The organism is Arthrobacter sp. UYEF36 (genome assembly GCF_040547025.1).
Taxonomy (GTDB): domain Bacteria; phylum Actinomycetota; class Actinomycetes; order Actinomycetales; family Micrococcaceae; genus Arthrobacter.
Genome location: NZ_JBEPOX010000012.1, coordinates 130,458 through 147,324, shown reverse-complemented (window position 1 = coordinate 147,324; position 16,867 = coordinate 130,458). Strand labels below are relative to the sequence as shown.

Sequence of the window (16,867 nt, the reverse complement as noted above, 5' to 3'; positions counted from 1 at the left end):
TTCCAGAAGCATATTCTCTCCTTCGTAAAGAGGTGGGGTCTCCCCCGTCGACTACTAACAACAATAATACCCCCGGGGGTATCTTGCAAGTGGGTCCGGTCAGCCTTGCGGCTGTGCTGCCTGGGCGCGCAGGCTTGCAATGTCCAGGTTCTTGACGCCCTCAATGACCTGCTCGAGGCCGGTGGCATTGAGCGCGCCGGGCTGCGAGAAGACCAGGGTCTTGTCGCGGAAGGCCATGAGCGTGGGGATCGAGGTGATTCCCGCCGCGGCCGCCAGGGCCTGTTCGGCTTCGGTGTCCACCTTGGCGAAGACGACGTCCGGGTGCTTTGCCGAGGCCGCTTCGTAGGTGGGGGCGAACATGCGGCAGGGGCCGCACCACCCGGCCCAGAAGTCGACCAGGACAATGTCGTTGGTTTCCAGCGTTTCGGCGAGGGTTTTTTCGGTGATGTCGATGGTTGCCATGATTAGCTTCCGTTCCTCCGGGTTGTGGGGTGGGCGCTGCTGCTGTTAGGGGCGGGTCAGGTGGTCGGCAGGCCCGCGCGGGTCCACGCGATCATGCCGCCGTCCATGGTGTCTGCGGTGAAGCCGGCGGCGTTGAGGGCGTCCGCCACACGTGCGCTGCGGTTGCCACTGCGGCAGATAACGATCACGGGAACCGTGGCGTCAAGCTCGGGCAGGCGGGCCTGCAGCTCGCCCATGGGGATGTGGATTGCGCCGGGGATCATTCCCTCGGCGACTTCGAAGTCCTCGCGGACGTCCAGGACCTGCGCCTGGTTCCGGCGCTGGTCTGCTTCGGTGATGTTGATTCCTGCCATGGTGATGCCTTTCGGTTCGGGAGTGTCTGATGCTGGGCCGGACTGGTCAGACCGGCGTGGGCTGGGTGTCCTGGCTGGTGGTGCGGCTGGACCTGCGCAGCGGGCAAGCGCTGACGAAGAACCAGCAGACTGCAGCCGCGACAAGCGCAGCTCCGGCAACGCCCAGGGCGATCGGTCCGCGCAGATCCACGGGGGCCTGCTGGATAAGGACGAATGCGCCCATCACCAGCACGAACCAGCCGAAGCCCTTGCGCAGGGCCGCTTCCGGAATGCGGCCGGCCAACTTGGACCCGATCAGGGTGCCGACGATGGCGGCCGCCGTAACGGACAGCGTGATCCCCCAGTCCAGCTCCACGGTGGTCAGGTAACCGGCCAGCCCGGCGAAGGACTTCATGGCGATCACGACGAGCGAGGTTCCGACGGCGATTGCCATCGGCAGGCCGCCGAGCAGCGCCAGTGCCGGGACCACCAGGAATCCGCCGCCCGCACCGACCAGGCCGGTGACCAGGCCGACGACAAGGCCGTCGAGCAGTACGCGGAACAGCGGCAGTTCGGTGTGCTTGGGCGCCTCGTGGCCCGCGTCAGCCTTCTTCTTGCGTCCGCGGATCATGGCGATGGAGGTGGCCACCATCATCAGGGCAAACGCGATAAGCAAGATCTGGCCGGGGATGTGCCCGCCCAGGAGGCCGCCCACGAAGGCGCCGACCATGCCCGCGGCGCCGAACAGCAGGCCGGTGCGCCACATGACGCGTCCGGCGCGGGCGTGGCTGAAGACGCTGATGGCCGAGGTTACTCCGACCACGAACAGGGAGGCGGCAATCGCTTCCTTGGCTTCGAATCCGGCCACGTAGACCAGGATCGGCACAGTCAGGATGGATCCGCCGCCGCCGAGCACACCGAGCGACAGCCCGATGAGCACCGACAGGGCAAGAACGAGGATCAGCGTAGTGGTCATGAGGCCTTGGACTCCGGGGTCAGGGAACCAGCGACGGGAAACTGCAGGATGGCGGACTCACGGGTCGGCTCCTCGGCGGCCTTGTTCCAAGGCATGGCAGAGATTGCCTGGCCCATGGCGCAGGTGTTGGTGGCGGCCGAGAAGGTCAGTCCGGCACCGATGGCTCCGGCGAGGAGCCGGATCTTCGGCGAGACGAACTTGCCGCCGGCAAGGCCCAGAACCACGAGGGAACCGGCAGCAAGCCGGACCTGGCGCTCGAGGTCCCAGCGCGCCTTGCCGCGGACCACGTCGCCGCCTGCCTCAGCGAAGCCGGGGGCGCCGCCTGCCAGGACATAGGCGGTGCCGATACCCGCGCCACCCAGGCGCTGCCGGGCCTGCTCGGCCCGCGCTCCCGACTGGCAGACAAGCACGACGCGGCTGCCCAGGCGGGCGGCCAATTCGTCGGTGTGCTCGGAGAGCAACGGCAGCGGGACGTTGTAGGAGCCGCGGATGTGCATGTTTTCAAACTCGGCGGCCGAGCGGACATCGATCACGATCAGGTCCTGGTGTTCCTGGAACCAGCTGCGCAGTGTTTCCGGAGCCAGCGAGGTGACTGCCGGTGCGGCGGAGGAAGTGGGAGAGGGCGTCATGGGTGTCCTTTCGAGACGGGCTAACAACAACTGAATACCCCACCGAGTATTGCAGATACCCCTGGGGGTAGTCAAAAATACCCATGGGGGTATATCCTTGAGCATAGCCATCCCTAACTTTGGAGACACCCATGGACCTTGATTCAGCTGAACTCGCCCCCGTCATCAACCGGCTCAAGCGCGCTCAGGGACAGCTGGGGGCCGTCATCCGGATGCTGGAGGAGGGACGCGACTGCAAGGACACCGTCACGCAGTTGGCCGCCGTCTCGAAAGCGCTGGACCGGGCGGGATTCGCCATAATTGCCAGCGGCCTGGAGCAGTGCGCGGTCCGGAAGGACTCAAGCATGAGCACGAAGGACCTGGAAAAACTCTTCCTCTCCCTCGCGTGAGGCGCCGGCTGGCGCGGGCTGCCCGCAGCTTGCCGCCGGCCCGCGACTCAGGTTCCGCAGAAGGTCCGGTAGGCGCCGAAGTCCCCGGGCGCGCCGGCAGCGTACCGCTCCAGGCCGGGGCGCTCGTCGTACGGCTGGGTCACCGCGTCCAGGAGCCGCCCGAGCGGTTCCAGATCGCCGCCCGTGGCCGCGGCGAGGGCCTCCTCGACCAGGTGGTTGCGCGGGATATAAGCGGGGTTGACCCGGTCCATCGCGTCTGCGTCGGGGCCGAGGGCGCTCCAGCGCTCGGCCCACGCCTCGAAGGCGGACGGATCAGGCAACAGGGAGCGCGCAGGTCCGGTGTCGCCCCGGGCGAACGCGCTGAGGCTCCGGAAGAACAATGTGTGGTCAACCCGGCCCTGCTGGAGAAGGCTGAGCACCTCGTCCACGAGAGGCGAGGCCACGTCGTCGTCGAGCCCGTCGGGCAGACCGAGTTTCGCCGCCATGCCGGCCGACCAGGCCGCGCTGTACTGCCGGCGGAACGCGGCGAGGGACTCCTGGGCCAGGTCGACCGCCCGCTCCTGCTCGTTGTCGAAGAGGGGCAGCAGGGACTCCGCGAGCCGAGTGAGGTTCCATTCCGCCATGACCGGCTGGTTGCGGTACGAGTAGCGTCCGGTCTCGTCGATCGAGCTGTAGACCGCGGCCGGGTCGAAGATGTCCAGGAAAGCGCAGGGCCCGTAGTCGATGGTCTCGCCGGAGATGGTCATGTTGTCGGTGTTCATAACGCCATGCACAAAACCCACCAGCATCCACTGCGCCACCAGTGACGCCTGGGCGGCTACCACCGCCTGGAACAGGGCCAGATAGGGCTGCTCGGCCTCCGCGGCGCCGGGGTAGTGGCGGGCGATCGCATGATCGGCGAGGCGGCGCAGGAGGTTGGTCTCGCCCGTCGCCCGGGCGTACTGGAAGCTGCCCACGCGCAGATGACTGGAAGCGATCCGGGTGAGCACTGCGCCCGGCAGCAGGGTTTCGCGGAGCACCTGGCGCCCCGTCGCCACCACGGCGAGGGACCGGGTGGTGGGGATGCCCAAGGCGTGCATCGCTTCGCTCACGATGAACTCCCGCAGCATCGGCCCGACCGCCGCCAGGCCGTCGCCGCCGCGGGCGAACGGTGTGCGCCCGGAGCCCTTGAGGTGGACATCATGCAGGTGGCCGGACGCATCGGTGATCTCACCGAGCAGGAGCGCCCGGCCGTCGCCGAGGCGGGGGGCCAACCAGCCGAACTGATGGCCGGTGTAGGCCTGCGCCACGGGAGTGGCACCGCTGGGGACCAGATTGCCGATCAGCAGACGTACCCCGTCCGGATCCCGGAGGTAGGCGGCGTCAAGGCCCAGCTCGGCGGCCAGGGGCTCGTTGAGCACGAGGAGCCTCGGGTCGGGAGCGGTCTCCGCCTGCCAGGGGATGGCCATTTCCGTGAGCTCCCGGGCAAAGCGGCCGTCAAAGGCGACGGTTGAGTGGGCTGCGGCGGTCATACCCCCAGAATATCCTGCGGCACCTTCTCGATGGCGACCGTCTCGATGATCCTGGTCGACGGCTCACCGACCAGCGCCGGCGCCGTCACCCCGGTTTTCCACGTGTCGTTCTGCAGCCGGCCCAGGAAATCCACGGCTGCTGCCTGCGTATCGAAATCCATCTCCAGCATCACGTAGTCCTCCTGGTCAAGGGGACGCGAGATCCGGTAGGACCGCACCCCCGACGCGGCGCGGTTGAGGGGGTCACTGTCGAAGGCCCTCCTCCACATGCCGATGTCCCGGACCTGGTGTTCGATCTGCAGGGTAATCACTGGGGGCACTCCTGTCGACGGCGTGTACATGCCCAACTGTAGGCCCGGAAGGCCGCAGCGGGTAAGGCGTCCGGCAGGTGAAATTTCCGGCGTGGCCCTGCGGCCCGCCCGGGAGGGGTCCACACGTGCTCCGCGGGCGGAACACCGGGGGCTTGACAGGCCATTCGGGGGCGCGGAGCATGGCGCTCATGTGCGCAATGGCAAGCGGCACGTCCAGGAAGTCGGACCCGTGAGTCCCCGGGCTTCGACAACGGTCCGGACTGGCTCCGGCCTGGTGCTGGCGGTGCTGGCATCCAGCCAGTTCCTGATGACCCTCGACAGCTCGGTGATGAACGTGTCGATGGCCACGGTGGCTGCGGACCTGGGGACGACGATCACCGGGATCCAGACGGCGATCACCCTGTACACCCTCGTTATGGCGTCGCTGATGATTACCGGCGGCAAAGTGGGGACCATTATGGGCCGCCGCCGCGCGTTTGCCCTCGGCCTGATCATCTATGCCGCGGGCTCACTCACGACGGCGCTTGCTCCCAACCTGGGGGTGCTGCTGCTGGGCTGGTCCCTCCTGGAGGGTGTCGGAGCGGCACTGATTATGCCCGCGATCGTCTCGCTGGTTGCGGCCAACTTCCCGCCCGAACGCCGCGCCGGAGCCTACGGGCTGGTGGCTGCGGCGGGCGCCATGGCGGTCGCTGCGGGCCCGCTCATCGGCGGCGCGGTGACCACGTTTGCATCCTGGCGGTATGTCTTCGTCGGCGAGGTCGTCATCGTCCTGGCGATCCTGGTGGCCCTGCGCAAGGTTGAGGACGTACCACCGGCCAAGGTCCGGCTCGATTTCGTGGGGTCCGCGTTGTCGATAGCGGGACTGGGCATGATTGTGTACGCTGTGCTGCGTTCGGGCGAGTGGGGCTGGGTGCAGTCCAAGACCGGCGCGCCGACGGTTCTGGGTCTCTCCCCCGTGGTGTGGCTGCTGATTGGCGGGCTTCTTGTCGTTTATGTGTTCCTGCGGCGGACATCGCACCTTGCCGCTATAGGCGGCGATCCCCTGGTCGATCCGGGGCTGTTCCGGAACCAGCGTCTCACCGGCGGCCTCAGCGTATTCTTCGCTCAGTTCCTTGTACAGGCCGGCGTGTTTTTCACCATCCCCCTGTTCCTGTCGGTGGTGCTGGAGTTGAGCGCGCTCGAGACCGGGATCCGGATTTTCCCGCTGTCCGTAGCGCTGATTCTGGCCGCCGCCGGAATCCCCAAGGTCTGGCCACGTGCCAACCCGCGCCGTGTCGTCCGGCTGGGGCTGATGCTGATGATCGCCGGCATCCTCATTCTCGTGGCAGGAATGGACCCTGGTGCGAATGCAGGCATCGTGGCCATCCCGATGCTCTTGATGGGCTTCGGGCTGGGGGCATTGTCCTCGCAGCTGGGCGCCATCACCGTCTCCGCTGTCCCGGACTCGCAGAGCGCGGAGGTCGGCGGGCTGCAGAACACGGCTACCAACCTCGGGGCCTCGCTGGGGACCGCGCTGATCGGGTCGGTACTCATCGCCACCCTGAGCGCTGCGTTCATGGCCGGCATCCAGGACAACCCCGCTGTCCCGAGCTCCGTGCAGGAGCAAGCCTCGGTCCAGCTGGCCAGCGGCGTGCCGTTCATTTCCGATACGCAGCTCCGAAGCGCGCTGGAGGATGCCGGAGTCGACCAGCCGACGGCCGACGCCATCATGTCGGTCAACTCCGGCTCCCGCCTGGATGCCCTGCGGGCCGCGCTGGCCCTGACGGCGTTGCTGGCGATCGCTGCCCTGTTCATCACCGGACGCCTTCCGGAGGAGGCCGTCGGGTCGCAGCCTGAGTCCGGACCCGACAAGGTAGCGTGAGGAGTGCGCCGTCCCTGCAAAGTCCCCCAATGATGCAGGGGCGGCGCCTTCGTGGCCGGTGCTGCTAGCGCTGGAAGAGATTCAGAATGTTGCCCTCGCTGTCCAGGAACCACGCGGCCTTGCCCACCGGAGTCGACGCGATCCCGTTCTCAGTCTTCAGACCGGGAAAGTCGTACTCCTCGAACACGACACCGCGGCCGCGCAGATCCTGCACCTCGGCCTCGATGTTGTCTGTTCCCCAGCCCAGCTGGGTGTTTTTCGCTGTTCCTGCATTGTCGGTCTTGTAGAGCAGGAAAGCCGTTCCTTTGCCGCAGCGGTACAGCAGATTCTCCTCGTCCATAATGTCGGCGGGCTCCAGTCCCAGCACGTCGCGGTAGTACTTACGCGCCCGGACGATGTCCTTCGCTGGGAGGACTGCGGAGATTTCGAGATCCTTGAGCATGATTGTTTCTCCCTCTTGATCAGTGTTGATCAGTTCCTGGAAGTCACCCCAGCTGCCATCCACAATGACGTCCGCCGGCAACTCGGCATACCCGGCCCGTCGTGCCAACCGCGGGCCTCGCTTCCCGGGTCATCAACTTGCTCAGCATCAGCGATGGACAACACATATCTGCTCCTCGAAGGTGCTGATGCGCACTATCGTAGGCTTGGGATCACGGGAGTCAAGACCGTCGGGAATCGCCGCCGGCGCGGAGGAAATTTCGTGGCCGCTGGCGGGTGACGGCAGCGACGTCGGCGGCTAGGATCCGGCGTCCGTGGTCCTGGTCGGGGCGTTGGCCTGGTCGGACTGGTGGCGCTGCCGGCGGCTCGCCAGGAGGAAGGGCACGGCGACCAACTCGATTACGCCGCCGATCGCCAGCGAGGCAGGGTAGCCATAAACATCGGCTGCCCGGCCAAGCACCGGCTGGACCACCACTCCGCCGCTGGACCCGATGAGTGAGTCGAAGCTCAGCACCGTGGCCCGCTGCTTCGAGGCGATCATGTCGTTCAGGTAGGCCTGCCGCACCGGGGTGCCCGCCGAGGACACCACGGCCCAGAGCGCCAGCAGCACAAGGGCCACCCAGAACACCCGGGTGAACCCGAGAACGACCAGAATCAAGGCACTCAGCATGCTGCACAGAATCAGCACCGTCGTGCGGTTGCGGACGAGGAGCCGGACGCGGGGGGCCAGCCACCCGCCGAGCACGTCTGCTCCCGCCACCAGTGCCGCCGCCAGGCCCGCCACGGCGTACGCGCGCGGGTCACCGAAGAGCTCAAGCAGGTAGGGCTGGAGGGCATAGAACACGTAGAAGCCGACGCCGGCACTGAACGGTGCCGCCAGCATCACGTAACGCACCGGCGGATTTTTCAATCCGTTCTCGATCGAGGCGGAGAGGACGGCACGGGTTGCCTGCAGTGGATGCGTCGAACGTTCCGGGGTGAAGCCGACATCCCGCATGAGGACAAAGGCCACAACAAACATCACCACCAGCACACCCACGCGCAGCAGGAACGGCACGCCCAGATTGGTGGCCTGCGCAATCACACCGCCGGCCACCGAGCCCACGAGCATCCCTACGCCCGTCACCATTTGCCCCCGCCCCAGCACCGCCTCCAGCCCGCCGTCATAGCCCGAAAAGGTTAACGCATCCACGAGCCACGCCTCGACCGCGCCAGAGAAGAACGTGAAGCCCAGACCGAGCAAAACCGACACCACCGCCCACAGCCAGAACGGAGCGGACAGCTGCCAGAGCAGGTAGTAGAGGTAGGTCGCTACGGCCAGGGTCACGGTGCCGAGCAGGAAAGAAACGCGGCGCCCCCAACCGTCGGCAACCACCCCGGTGGGCACCTCGAACAGGACCATGCCGGCCATAAAAAACGCGTTCGCGGCAAAAGCCTCGAGGTTGCTGAGTCCGGCGTCCAACAGGAACAGGGTGTTGATCCCCCAGATAAACGAGGCCGCCAGGGTATTGCCCAGCGTCAACGTGAGGTAGACGCGCTGGATCTTTCGGGCGGCGGCGTTCATCGCAGGACCGTCCCCGCCAGGGCGAGGGAGGAACACGCGCCCATTCTCGTCTCCTTCGTCGGCGCGCACCAGAGCCGGTCTCCGAGTCGGTGCGCAAAGGCCTGCTCAGCCGGCCTCGGGCACCTCAAGGTGAACCGTGACCTGGTCCCCTGCAGCGAGACCGGCCGCTGTCCTGATGGCCTTTTTGACCGGAAGCAGATATGTCCCGCTCTTGCTGTCAGGAAAGAGGGACGTGGACCAGTTGTGGCCGGAGGCCGTTGCCGTGATTTTGACGGAGCCAAAGCCCCGGCGAAATGCCGCTGTGTCCTCCCTGATCTCCGCTGCGAGCTGCTCAGGAAGGGAGAGGAAGTGCCACCCTGCTTCTCCCGGATAGTGCCACAGCGTGGCCGTGAAGGCATAGGTCAGCGCCATGCTCTGATGGGCCTTAGAGTGAGCCGCCGGCGACTTCCGGCGTCCCCGCGTTATCGGCGGGTCCGCCACGGCCGCCTCCGTGACCATGCTGTCCCCCGTGCCCTCCGCCCTGGTGGCCGGCGTCGCCCACCCTTTCGCGGGCGAGGAACGTCTCAACGTCGAAGAGGTTGTCAGCCCGGCGTGCGACATTGAGAAGTGTGGACATCGACGCCACCTCCTCGACCTGCTCCTTGAGGAACCAGAGCATGAACTGTTCACCCAGTGGGTCGTTTTCCGCCCGGGCCGCGGCGAACAGTTCCTTGATGCGGTCCGTGACCTCTACCTCCTGGGCGAGGGCAAGGACCAGTGGTTCCTCCGCCGACGCGAAGTCGTTCCGGACCGGGTCGATGCCGGGGATGGTGATCTTGATGCCACGGTCCAGGATGTAGCGGACCATCATCATGGCGTGGTTCCGCTCCTCCAGCGACTGGCGGTAGAAGTGCTTGGCCAACTGGGGCAGGTCCTGTCCGTCGAACCAGGCAGCGATGGCGATGTACTGCTGGGAGGCCGCAAACTCATTACCGACCTGGCGGGTCAGCAGCTCGTTGAATTGGGGGCTCATGGGGGCTCTCCTCAGGTCGGTGATCAAGGGTGTGGACCTGCGGCGCCGGGCCTCTGCTGGCCCGGGACTGCCGGAGGGCCTGAAACGAGCGTCCTCCGCTTTCGATCTCCGCGTCAAGACCCTCCTGTCTCTGCAAGGGGTGCGCCTCGATGGAACGCACGGCGGTCAGGCCGCCTCAAGGATCTGTTTCAGCAGGGCGAGATCTCTGCGCATCGCGCGGCGCATCATGGGAGCCATCAGGAGGTTCACGACGGCGGAGAATCCCGCCGGTTGGCCGGTGTTGCGCAGTGTCATTCGCGTTGCGGAGCCTTCGGTGTCTGCCCAGGTGTACGTGGTTTGCATGAGGAACGGGCCCTGCGCCGTCCGCATCACCAGCTTCGTGCCCGGGTCCAGCTCGGTGAATTCGTACACGTAGTCCAGGTTTCGGCCCAGGAAGTGGGCACGGAAGGCCAGCCGGGATCCGACTGCAAGGGGCGGCGTGGATTCCCAGCGGACTGACTTGATGTTGGTGTACCAGCTGGGGGCGTTCCCGGGGTCCGAGGCATAAGCGGCCACGACCCCGCGCGGCCGGCGGATAACAATCTCCGTTGCGACATCAACCATGTCTATTTCCCTTCCGTCAGGCGTCTGCCGCGCATCAGATACCGGCTACTTCGCGGCCCGTGAATGCTACGGGCCGGTCCATGCCCCGCCGCCGATTCATCGACGAGCGTTTCCTCTGTTGGGTTCGGTGGCAACTTCCAGAAGATCAGGCACGATTAATACGTTAGTCGCCACTAACGCATGCTGCAGGCCAGTGCGGTGCAACTTCCGGCGTCTGTTGACAGCGGCATCCTGGGGTCTGAAGCTGGGCTGAGCAGGTACTGCTGCCCCTCGGCGGCACAGTCAGCATCGAGCAGTTGCAAGAATATGCCCCTCATCGTGCACCCACCGGAGAGATAGCAAAAAGGAGCACCCCATGCATATTGATATGCCGACCCGATACGACGTGGAACGTCTGGCGGCCGCACGCGACCCACACAGCGTCACGGTGTATTTATCGACGAGCAGCGTCCCGGCAGATTCGGAGAAGAACCAGACCAGGGCGCGTGTTTTGTTCGGTACTGCCATTGATCAGCTCCGCGAGGCGGGAGGCAAAGAACCGGTCGCCGCGATAGAAACATTTCTCAACGAGCTGCTGGAGGCCCCGGAATTCTGGTTTGACATGGGGCGGAGCCTGGCCATCTTCGCGACACCATCATCAGTTCTTGAGTTCCGTTTGCCCAACGAGCTCGAAGAGCATGTGAGCGTGACAGATCGCTTCGCAATCACCCCGCTCCTGCGGGCCTTGACCTTCCCGAACGCGGCGCTCGTGCTCGCGATCTCCCAGAACGGGGCCCGCCTGGTGGAAGTCTCGGCCGACCGGCCTGCCGAAGAAATCACGGTGCCGGGCATGCCCAGTGATGCCGCGAGTGCGGTGGGGCTCGACTCGATCGGCGGCCGTGCCCCCTCCGGGCGGCTGCAGGGCGACGAGGGACGCAAGGTGCGGCTGACCCAGTACGCCCGGGCCGTCGACCACGCGCTTCGTCCGCTGTTGAACGGCCAGTCCTTACCGCTGGTTATCGCTGCGACGGAGCCGCTCAGGAGCATCTACCGCAATCTCGCAGGATACGCACACCTCGCTTCAGAGGTCATCGAGGGGAACCCCGACGATCTGACCTCGGCCCAGTTGGCGGACGCGGCGCGCGGAGTGCTCGACCGGATCTACGCGGCCGATCTTGTTGCGCTGCAAACGACATTTGAGGAGCGCCGCACCAACGGCCGTGCCTCGACGGACCTCAGCGATCTGGCACGGGCGGCTGCCTTCGGTGCGGTGGCTACGCTCGTCGTGGACATGGATGCGGAGGTCAAGGGTTCCGTGGGAGACGATGGCGTGCTCAGCCTGGATTCGGATACGGGCCAGGACGCGATCGAGGAAATTGCCCGGCGGGCACTCGGGTCGGGCGCGCGCGTCCTCGCGGTGCGACGGTCTGATATGCCGGAGAACGTGCAGGCGGCCGGAATTCTTCGCTACACCATCTGACTCGTTCAGCGGCAGCTGCCAGACCTGTTCATCGGTGTGCGCGGCGGCGTCACGCACCCGTTCCACCAGCGGTTGATGGTTGCCGAAGCGGGCAGCCGTCCATCGCCTCAGTGCCATCAATGAGGCTCCGGTCGGCGTGGCGATGTCGACGACGGCGTCCGCGCCGTCCTCCGCGTCCGTGTTCTTGACCTCGATGGTGGTTCCGCCGCGGGCGGGCCCACGTCCATCTTCACGAACGGCGGCAGCCAGTTCCGCGGGGCTGCCCACCCGGTCGCCGATGGTGGCTTCGAGTTGTTCGCAGCCTGGAACCATCGGCCATTGGCCCCGGGCGGTGCAGCTCGTAGCATGTCAACCAGTGACCGGCACGTTCGCTGGCCGGGGCGAAAAGGATGAGCCATGGTCAGAGACGGCACCAACCAGGAACCGCCGGGCGAAAGCATCGCGACGGGCAGCCCACCCTGTGGCGTCACGGAGGCCGTCACCACAATGATGCGCCGGGGCGGCGTCCCGGGCCTCTCCATGACCGTGGTGAATCGCGATCGTGTGCTCCTCGACGCTGGGTACGGACTCGCGAACCGCTCAGCAAAGACGCCGGCGACAGCCTCGACGTCGTATCTGTGGTTTTCCATGTCCAAGATCGTGACCGCGACGGCTGCGTGCCGGCTCGTTGACGACGGCCGCCTCGATCTGAAGGCCCCGGTCGATGAGTACGTCGATTACCTGCGGGTGCCCGGGACGACGACGCCGAACGTGGGCCAATTGCTCAACCACACCGCCGGCTTCGGCAACCCGATGCCCATTCGCTGGGTGCACCCGGCCGGCGCGGATCCGCCGGACCCCGGGGTCCTGCTCCGCCGCCTGATGGGCAGGCGCCGCGCCTACAGGTACCCGGCCGGGCAGAGCGCCAGGTACTCCAATGTCGGCTACCTTGCCGCCGGACAGGTCATCGCCGCTGCGTCCGGCATGCCGTTCGAGGCGTATGTCCGCCGGTCAGTCCTGGGACCTGTGGGCATGGGACACACCGGGTTCCGCTACCAGGAGGGCGCGGTCAAGTCGACCGGTTACGTCAGGGCACCGCGGATCGCGGACCCCCTGCTGCGCGGCCTGCTGCCCCGCGGGATCGCCGGCGAGCGTAACGGGCCGTACCTCTCACTGAACCCCTTTTACGTGGACGGCCCCGCTTACGGCGGCCTGGTGGGCGACGTCCGGGATGCCGGCAGATTCCTTCGTATGCACCTTCGCGACGGCGAGATCGACGGGGCCCGGGTCCTCTCCCCCGGATCAGCCCGGAGCATGCGCACCGTTGACCAGGCCGGTAAGCCGTTCGACCACGGAACCGGCTGGTTTCGCCGGCCGCCGAAGGGATCGGAGCCGTGGGTGGAGCATTTCGGCGCCGGCGCGGGCTTCTGGAACGTCATGCGCCTCTACCCCGGCCGCGGTATCGGCATCGTGGTCATGAGCAACAGCACCAGCATGTACGACTTCGAACCGCTCTTCGCGCTCCTGGCCTCTGCCTCGTGGTCGTAACCGGAATCACCACCAGACGCCGTACGTTCAGGCCTTGCGCCTGCGCCGGGCCAGCACATAGACACCGACGCCCGCCAGGCACCCCCAAAACGGAGACTCGACGCCCCACGGGGCAACGCCGGACGCGGTCACTGCCAGCGTGACCAGCGCGGCTTCCAGTTGGGCCGGTCGCCCCTCAGCGCCCAGGACCACATCCCGGACGGCTCATTGGAACGCGCCGAGCAGCGCCACCCCCGCCAGGGCGGTCAGCATCGGCGCAGGGATGAGCGCAAACAAGGGCACGACGGCGGTGCTGAATGTCCCGAAGACCAGATAAAGAACTCCGCAGGCAACACCGGCTATGTACCGCCGTCGGGAATCCTCAGTGCCAGGAGCCGCATTGCTCCTGACCGCGCTGGGGAACTATTCCTACTCGGATGCCATTGGTGCCTACCTGGTCGCCGGCGAGTATTGGCCCGGGGACCACAGCCAAGAGCCGGCCGAAGAGCCCGGTAACGCCCAGCACTTGTGCTCCTGCCCTATTGCCTCGCCCAGGCGTAAGTGGCGGAGGTGAGGGCAGACTATGAAGGCGTCATCCGCGCGCTGCTGCCAGTCGTCAGGCGGGAACGCAGCAACGGCATTGACGAACCGGGATTCTGGCCCTGGCAGGACCACTACGCCAACGCTTTGGTCATGGTGGGACGAATCGAAGAACCAGACGCGTTCCTGCGCCCACACGAGCTGCTGGCCGGGCAACGCCAGCACCGATCAACAACGGCGCGGCTGGCCTCCGTGCGGGGCAGAATCCACGCGGCATCCGGAGATTTCGACGCTGCCCGCCTCACGTTCCTTGACGCCCTCGCCCAGCTGGAGGAACTCCCGATGCCTTATGCACGGGCCCGAATAATGTTCGTGTACGGCCGGTCGTTCCGCCGCGCTGGAAAACGGCGCGAGGCGGCCGGGATGTTGATTCAAGCCCGCGATCTGTTTTCTGTCCTGGGCGCGGCCGCCTACACCGATCGGTGTGAGCGTGAACTCTGTGCCAGCGGAGTCAGCGCGGAGGAGAGCCGGCGACAGGCGGGGCCCGCGCCAGCGACGGCTGAGACCGCAACCGGTTTCGACGCGCTGACGGACCAGGAACAGGCCGTTGCCTCGCTGGTCGCAACGGGTCTGACCAACAAAACGCAGCGGCCGAACTCTACGTATCCGTCAAGACCGTGCAGTACCACCTCACCCGGATCTACCGGAAACTCCACATCTTCACGTTCGGAACTGGCCGCTGCCTATCTCGAACGGGCGCCCGGCCCGGGCTGATAGGCATAAGTAGGACAGCTCCCCCTCAGCGATGCCTGTCGAGCGCCTCGAGGAGCCGCCTGGCCGAGCCGCCGAGGTTCCACTCGGTCGCGAGAGCCTCAAGCTCAGCGCGCGAATCCCCGACGACGGGGTGCAGCTGCGCGCCTGCCTGCTCAAGCGTCGGCAGCTCGAGGCCGCGCACAACGTTAACGACGGCGGGCGCGACCGCGAGGTAGTCTGCGGCCGCCGCCAGCTTCGACCGCACGGACGCGGACAGCCCGCTGCCCGCGTCGGCGGCCGCAGCGAGCAGCCCGTCGAGCGTGCCGTACTCGCCAAGCAGCGACGCAGCGGTCTTCTCGCCGATGCCGGCGACGCCCGGCAGTCCGTCGGAGGTGTCGCCTCGGAGCGTCGCGTAGTCGGCATACTGCCCGGGCAACACGCGGTACTTGTCGACGACGACCGCGTCGGTGAGGGTTTCAAGGTTTTTCATGCCGCGCGCGGTGTAAATCACCCGCACCTGGCGGGCGTCGTCAACGACCTGGAACAAGTCGCGGTCCCCGGTCACCACGTCGACGGGAAGCTGAGCGTGGCTGGCGTAGGTGCCGACGACGTCGTCGGCCTCGTGTCCGGCGGCCCCCACGACCGCAATGCCGGCCAGGTCAAGCACCCGGCGGATCATCGGGATCTGCGCTTCGAGCGCGTCCGGCACAACCTCGACGTCGGGGGCACCCGAGAGCTCCTCCGCGACCCGATGCGACTTGTACGTCGGGATGAGGTCCACCCGCCATTGCGGACGCCAATCGTCGTCCCAGCATGCAACGAGATGCGTCGCCTCGTAGTCGGTCGTGAGCCGGGCGATCATGTCCAGCAGCCCGCGAACGGCGTTCACCGGCGCGCCGTCGGCGCGGCGGATCGAATCGGGAACGCCGTAGAAAGCGCGAAAGTACAGCGACGCAGTGTCCAGCAACATCAGGCGGTGGCGCATACCTGATCCTGACACGGACGACCCTCCCTGAGAACCCGGCTCGTGCCCGGGGGCCGTTCAGAGCTCCTGGCAGTAGTACAGCATCGGCTCTACGCGTTTGGTTGGGTGTTGGTGAAACCGGGACGACGGCGGAACACTTCCCGCCGTCGTCCGCTTTAGCGTGAGGGACTGATGGTGGAGTGGCGTCCCCGCCACTTGACTACTGACATACGGAGCGGGCTCCGGCTAAAATCAGGGTCCCACGGTCTATCGACCCGACGCCCCGGCGGTTCGGCCAGACCGACTGATCGCCGGGCTGAGAAGAGAGGCCAGCCATGGACTTCGCCCCGGCCACGGAGCATCCGTTGGATCCATTTGCCCAGTACGAGAGAATGCGGGAAGCCGCACCCGTCTTTCACGACGAGCAATCGGGAAGCTGGCATGTCTTCCGGTACGACGACGTGCAGCGGGTACTGTCCGAACACACCAGGTTTTCCTCGCGGATGGGCGGCGACGATCCATCCGAGACCGGTCAGCTGTTCGCGTCGAGCCTGATCACCACTGACCCCCCGCGGCACCGGCAATTGCGCTCCCTGGTGACCCAGGCATTTACGCCGAAAGCAGTAGACGCGCTTGCTCCCCGTATCTCGCAGCTCACCGACGAGCTTCTGGAGGGCATCGCCTCCCGCGGAACAGCGGACCTGATCCAGGAGTTGGCGTACCCGCTGCCGGTCATCGTGATCTCGGAACTCATGGGCATACCCGCCACTGACCGCGACCGCTTCAAGAAATGGTCCGATGTCATCGTGAGCCAAACCCGGACAGGTGCGGCGAACGAGAACCACCAGGCCACCAATGCGGAGATGACCGGGTACTTCCTGGACCTGATCGAACAGCGACGAAGCCAGCCCGGCAATGATTTGATCAGCAACCTGCTCGCCGCCGAGATTGACGGGCAGAAGCTGAACGTGGCCGAACTGCTGGGCTTCTGCGCGTTGCTGCTCGTCGCCGGCAACGAAACAACCACCAATCTGATAGGCAACGCCGTTCTTTGCTTCACCGAAGTGCCCGGCACCATCGACCGGATCGTGAAGGAGCCATCGCTGCTCCCCCAGGCCATCGAAGAAGTGCTCCGCTTTCGGTCCCCCGTCCAGTCCATGTACCGGGTGGCGGCTGCCGACACCACCCTGGGCGGCGTTGAGATTCCGGCAGGTGCCCCGGTGGTGGCCTGGATCGGCTCCGCGAACCGCGACGAGAGGCAGTTCGAGCGTCCTGCCCAATTCGACATCGACCGCAGTCAGGTCCGGCACCTGGCGTTTGGCCACGGCATTCACTTCTGCCTCGGTGCCCCGCTGGCAAGACTGGAAGCAAGAATCGCGCTGGAGGCGACCCTGACCCGGCTGCCCGGACTGACCCTCGCCCCGGGATCGCGCCTCGAGCGGATGGACAGCACAATCGTCTACGGGGTGAAGGCGCTCCCGGCCAGCTGGAACGCAGCCTGACCGTAACGCAAGCGCCCGCACAGCTGGTCTGGCTGGGACATCCAATCGTTGC

18 protein-coding genes and 2 pseudogenes are annotated in these 16,867 nt (G+C 66.3%); 6 read left to right on the top strand and 14 right to left on the bottom strand.

The annotated features are described in order from the left end of the window. Positions 1–99: 99 nt before the first annotated feature. From trxA to ABIB29_RS17110, 4 genes are read right to left on the bottom strand one after another with little or no spacing between them, the layout of a single operon-like run. Positions 100–462, bottom strand: coding sequence for a thioredoxin (gene trxA, locus ABIB29_RS17125; protein ID WP_354173999.1), 363 nt, complete (start codon positions 460–462; stop codon positions 100–102). 56 nt (positions 463–518) lie between these two features. Beyond that, a complete protein-coding gene (locus tag ABIB29_RS17120; RefSeq protein ID WP_354173998.1) occupies positions 519–815 on the bottom strand; it encodes a rhodanese-like domain-containing protein in 297 nt (98 codons plus the stop codon). Positions 816–861: 46 nt separating this feature from the next. Beyond that, complete coding sequence (locus tag ABIB29_RS17115) at positions 862–1,770, bottom strand: sulfite exporter TauE/SafE family protein (RefSeq protein WP_354173997.1); 909 nt, start codon at positions 1,768–1,770, stop codon at positions 862–864. Then, positions 1,767–2,399, bottom strand: a complete 633-nt coding sequence (locus ABIB29_RS17110; RefSeq protein ID WP_354173996.1) for a rhodanese-like domain-containing protein — start codon at positions 2,397–2,399, stop codon at positions 1,767–1,769. Before ABIB29_RS17110 ends, ABIB29_RS17115 begins: the two co-directional genes overlap by 4 nt. Before the next feature lie 131 nt (positions 2,400–2,530). Between ABIB29_RS17110 and ABIB29_RS17105 the strand changes: the two genes are divergently transcribed. Then, on the top strand, positions 2,531–2,788 hold the full coding sequence (locus ABIB29_RS17105; protein ID WP_354173995.1) for a metal-sensitive transcriptional regulator: 258 nt from the start codon (positions 2,531–2,533) through the stop codon (positions 2,786–2,788). Positions 2,789–2,835: 47 nt separating this feature from the next. On the opposite strand, the gene ABIB29_RS17100 is transcribed toward ABIB29_RS17105, so the two are convergent. Both ABIB29_RS17100 and ABIB29_RS17095 read right to left on the bottom strand, forming a co-directional pair. Beyond that, on the bottom strand, positions 2,836–4,299 hold the full coding sequence (locus ABIB29_RS17100; protein ID WP_354173994.1) for a protein adenylyltransferase SelO: 1,464 nt from the start codon (positions 4,297–4,299) through the stop codon (positions 2,836–2,838). Then, entirely contained in the window at positions 4,296–4,610 is a 315-nt protein-coding gene (locus ABIB29_RS17095; RefSeq protein WP_354173993.1) for a hypothetical protein, read from the bottom strand. The genes ABIB29_RS17100 and ABIB29_RS17095 overlap by 4 nt, the downstream gene beginning before the upstream one ends. Positions 4,611–4,839: 229 nt before the next feature. Here ABIB29_RS17095 and ABIB29_RS17090 point away from each other — a divergent pair, with 229 nt between their 5' ends. Continuing rightward, positions 4,840–6,471 (top strand): MFS transporter, encoded by a 1,632-nt coding sequence (locus tag ABIB29_RS17090; RefSeq protein WP_354173992.1) that lies wholly within the window; start codon positions 4,840–4,842, stop codon positions 6,469–6,471. Between the two features lie 64 nt (positions 6,472–6,535). Here the strand turns inward: ABIB29_RS17090 and ABIB29_RS17085 are convergent, their stop codons facing one another. The 5 genes from ABIB29_RS17085 to ABIB29_RS17065 form a co-directional block, all read right to left on the bottom strand. Further along, positions 6,536–6,913: a VOC family protein gene (locus ABIB29_RS17085; protein WP_354174008.1), complete on the bottom strand. Its 378-nt coding sequence runs from the start codon at positions 6,911–6,913 to the stop codon at positions 6,536–6,538. Between the two features lie 297 nt (positions 6,914–7,210). Beyond that, the gene (locus ABIB29_RS17080) at positions 7,211–8,476 is read right to left on the bottom strand and encodes an MFS transporter (RefSeq protein WP_354173991.1); all 1,266 of its coding nucleotides are present in this window, start codon (positions 8,474–8,476) and stop codon (positions 7,211–7,213) included. A 105-nt stretch (positions 8,477–8,581) separates the two neighbouring features. Further along, positions 8,582–8,887, bottom strand: coding sequence for a DUF1905 domain-containing protein (locus ABIB29_RS17075; protein WP_354173990.1), 306 nt, complete (start codon positions 8,885–8,887; stop codon positions 8,582–8,584). 13 nt (positions 8,888–8,900) lie between these two features. Then, positions 8,901–9,488: a ferritin gene (locus ABIB29_RS17070; protein WP_354173989.1), complete on the bottom strand. Its 588-nt coding sequence runs from the start codon at positions 9,486–9,488 to the stop codon at positions 8,901–8,903. 165 nt (positions 9,489–9,653) lie between these two features. After that, on the bottom strand, positions 9,654–10,091 hold the full coding sequence (locus tag ABIB29_RS17065) for an SRPBCC family protein (RefSeq protein ID WP_354173988.1): 438 nt from the start codon (positions 10,089–10,091) through the stop codon (positions 9,654–9,656). A 355-nt stretch (positions 10,092–10,446) separates the two neighbouring features. Between ABIB29_RS17065 and ABIB29_RS17060 the strand changes: the two genes are divergently transcribed. Continuing rightward, entirely contained in the window at positions 10,447–11,550 is a 1,104-nt protein-coding gene (locus ABIB29_RS17060) for a baeRF11 domain-containing protein (protein ID WP_354173987.1), read from the top strand. Positions 11,551–11,559: 9 nt separating this feature from the next. On the opposite strand, the pseudogene ABIB29_RS17055 reads toward ABIB29_RS17060, so the two are convergent. Beyond that, positions 11,560–11,862, bottom strand: a pseudogene (locus tag ABIB29_RS17055) (hypothetical protein); the annotation flags it as partial. Between the two features lie 84 nt (positions 11,863–11,946). Between ABIB29_RS17055 and ABIB29_RS17050 the strand changes: the two are divergent. Further along, positions 11,947–13,077, top strand: a complete 1,131-nt coding sequence (locus ABIB29_RS17050; RefSeq protein WP_354173986.1) for a serine hydrolase domain-containing protein — start codon at positions 11,947–11,949, stop codon at positions 13,075–13,077. A 27-nt stretch (positions 13,078–13,104) separates the two neighbouring features. Here the strand turns inward: ABIB29_RS17050 and ABIB29_RS17045 are convergent. Further along, positions 13,105–13,389: pseudogene (locus ABIB29_RS17045) on the bottom strand (benzoate/H(+) symporter BenE family transporter). A 237-nt stretch (positions 13,390–13,626) separates the two neighbouring features. Between ABIB29_RS17045 and ABIB29_RS17040 the strand changes: the two are divergent. Beyond that, positions 13,627–14,370 carry a tetratricopeptide repeat protein gene (locus tag ABIB29_RS17040; protein ID WP_354173985.1) on the top strand — a complete coding sequence of 248 codons (744 nt, stop codon included), beginning with the start codon at positions 13,627–13,629 and terminating at the stop codon, positions 14,368–14,370. A gap of 25 nt (positions 14,371–14,395) precedes the next feature. On the opposite strand, the gene ABIB29_RS17035 is transcribed toward ABIB29_RS17040, so the two are convergent. After that, positions 14,396–15,334, bottom strand: coding sequence for a 5'-3' exonuclease (locus tag ABIB29_RS17035; protein ID WP_354173984.1), 939 nt, complete (start codon positions 15,332–15,334; stop codon positions 14,396–14,398). 344 nt (positions 15,335–15,678) lie between these two features. On the opposite strand from ABIB29_RS17035, the gene ABIB29_RS17030 reads away from it, so the two are divergent. Beyond that, positions 15,679–16,815: a cytochrome P450 gene (locus ABIB29_RS17030; protein WP_354173983.1), complete on the top strand. Its 1,137-nt coding sequence runs from the start codon at positions 15,679–15,681 to the stop codon at positions 16,813–16,815. Positions 16,816–16,867: the final 52 nt, after the last annotated feature.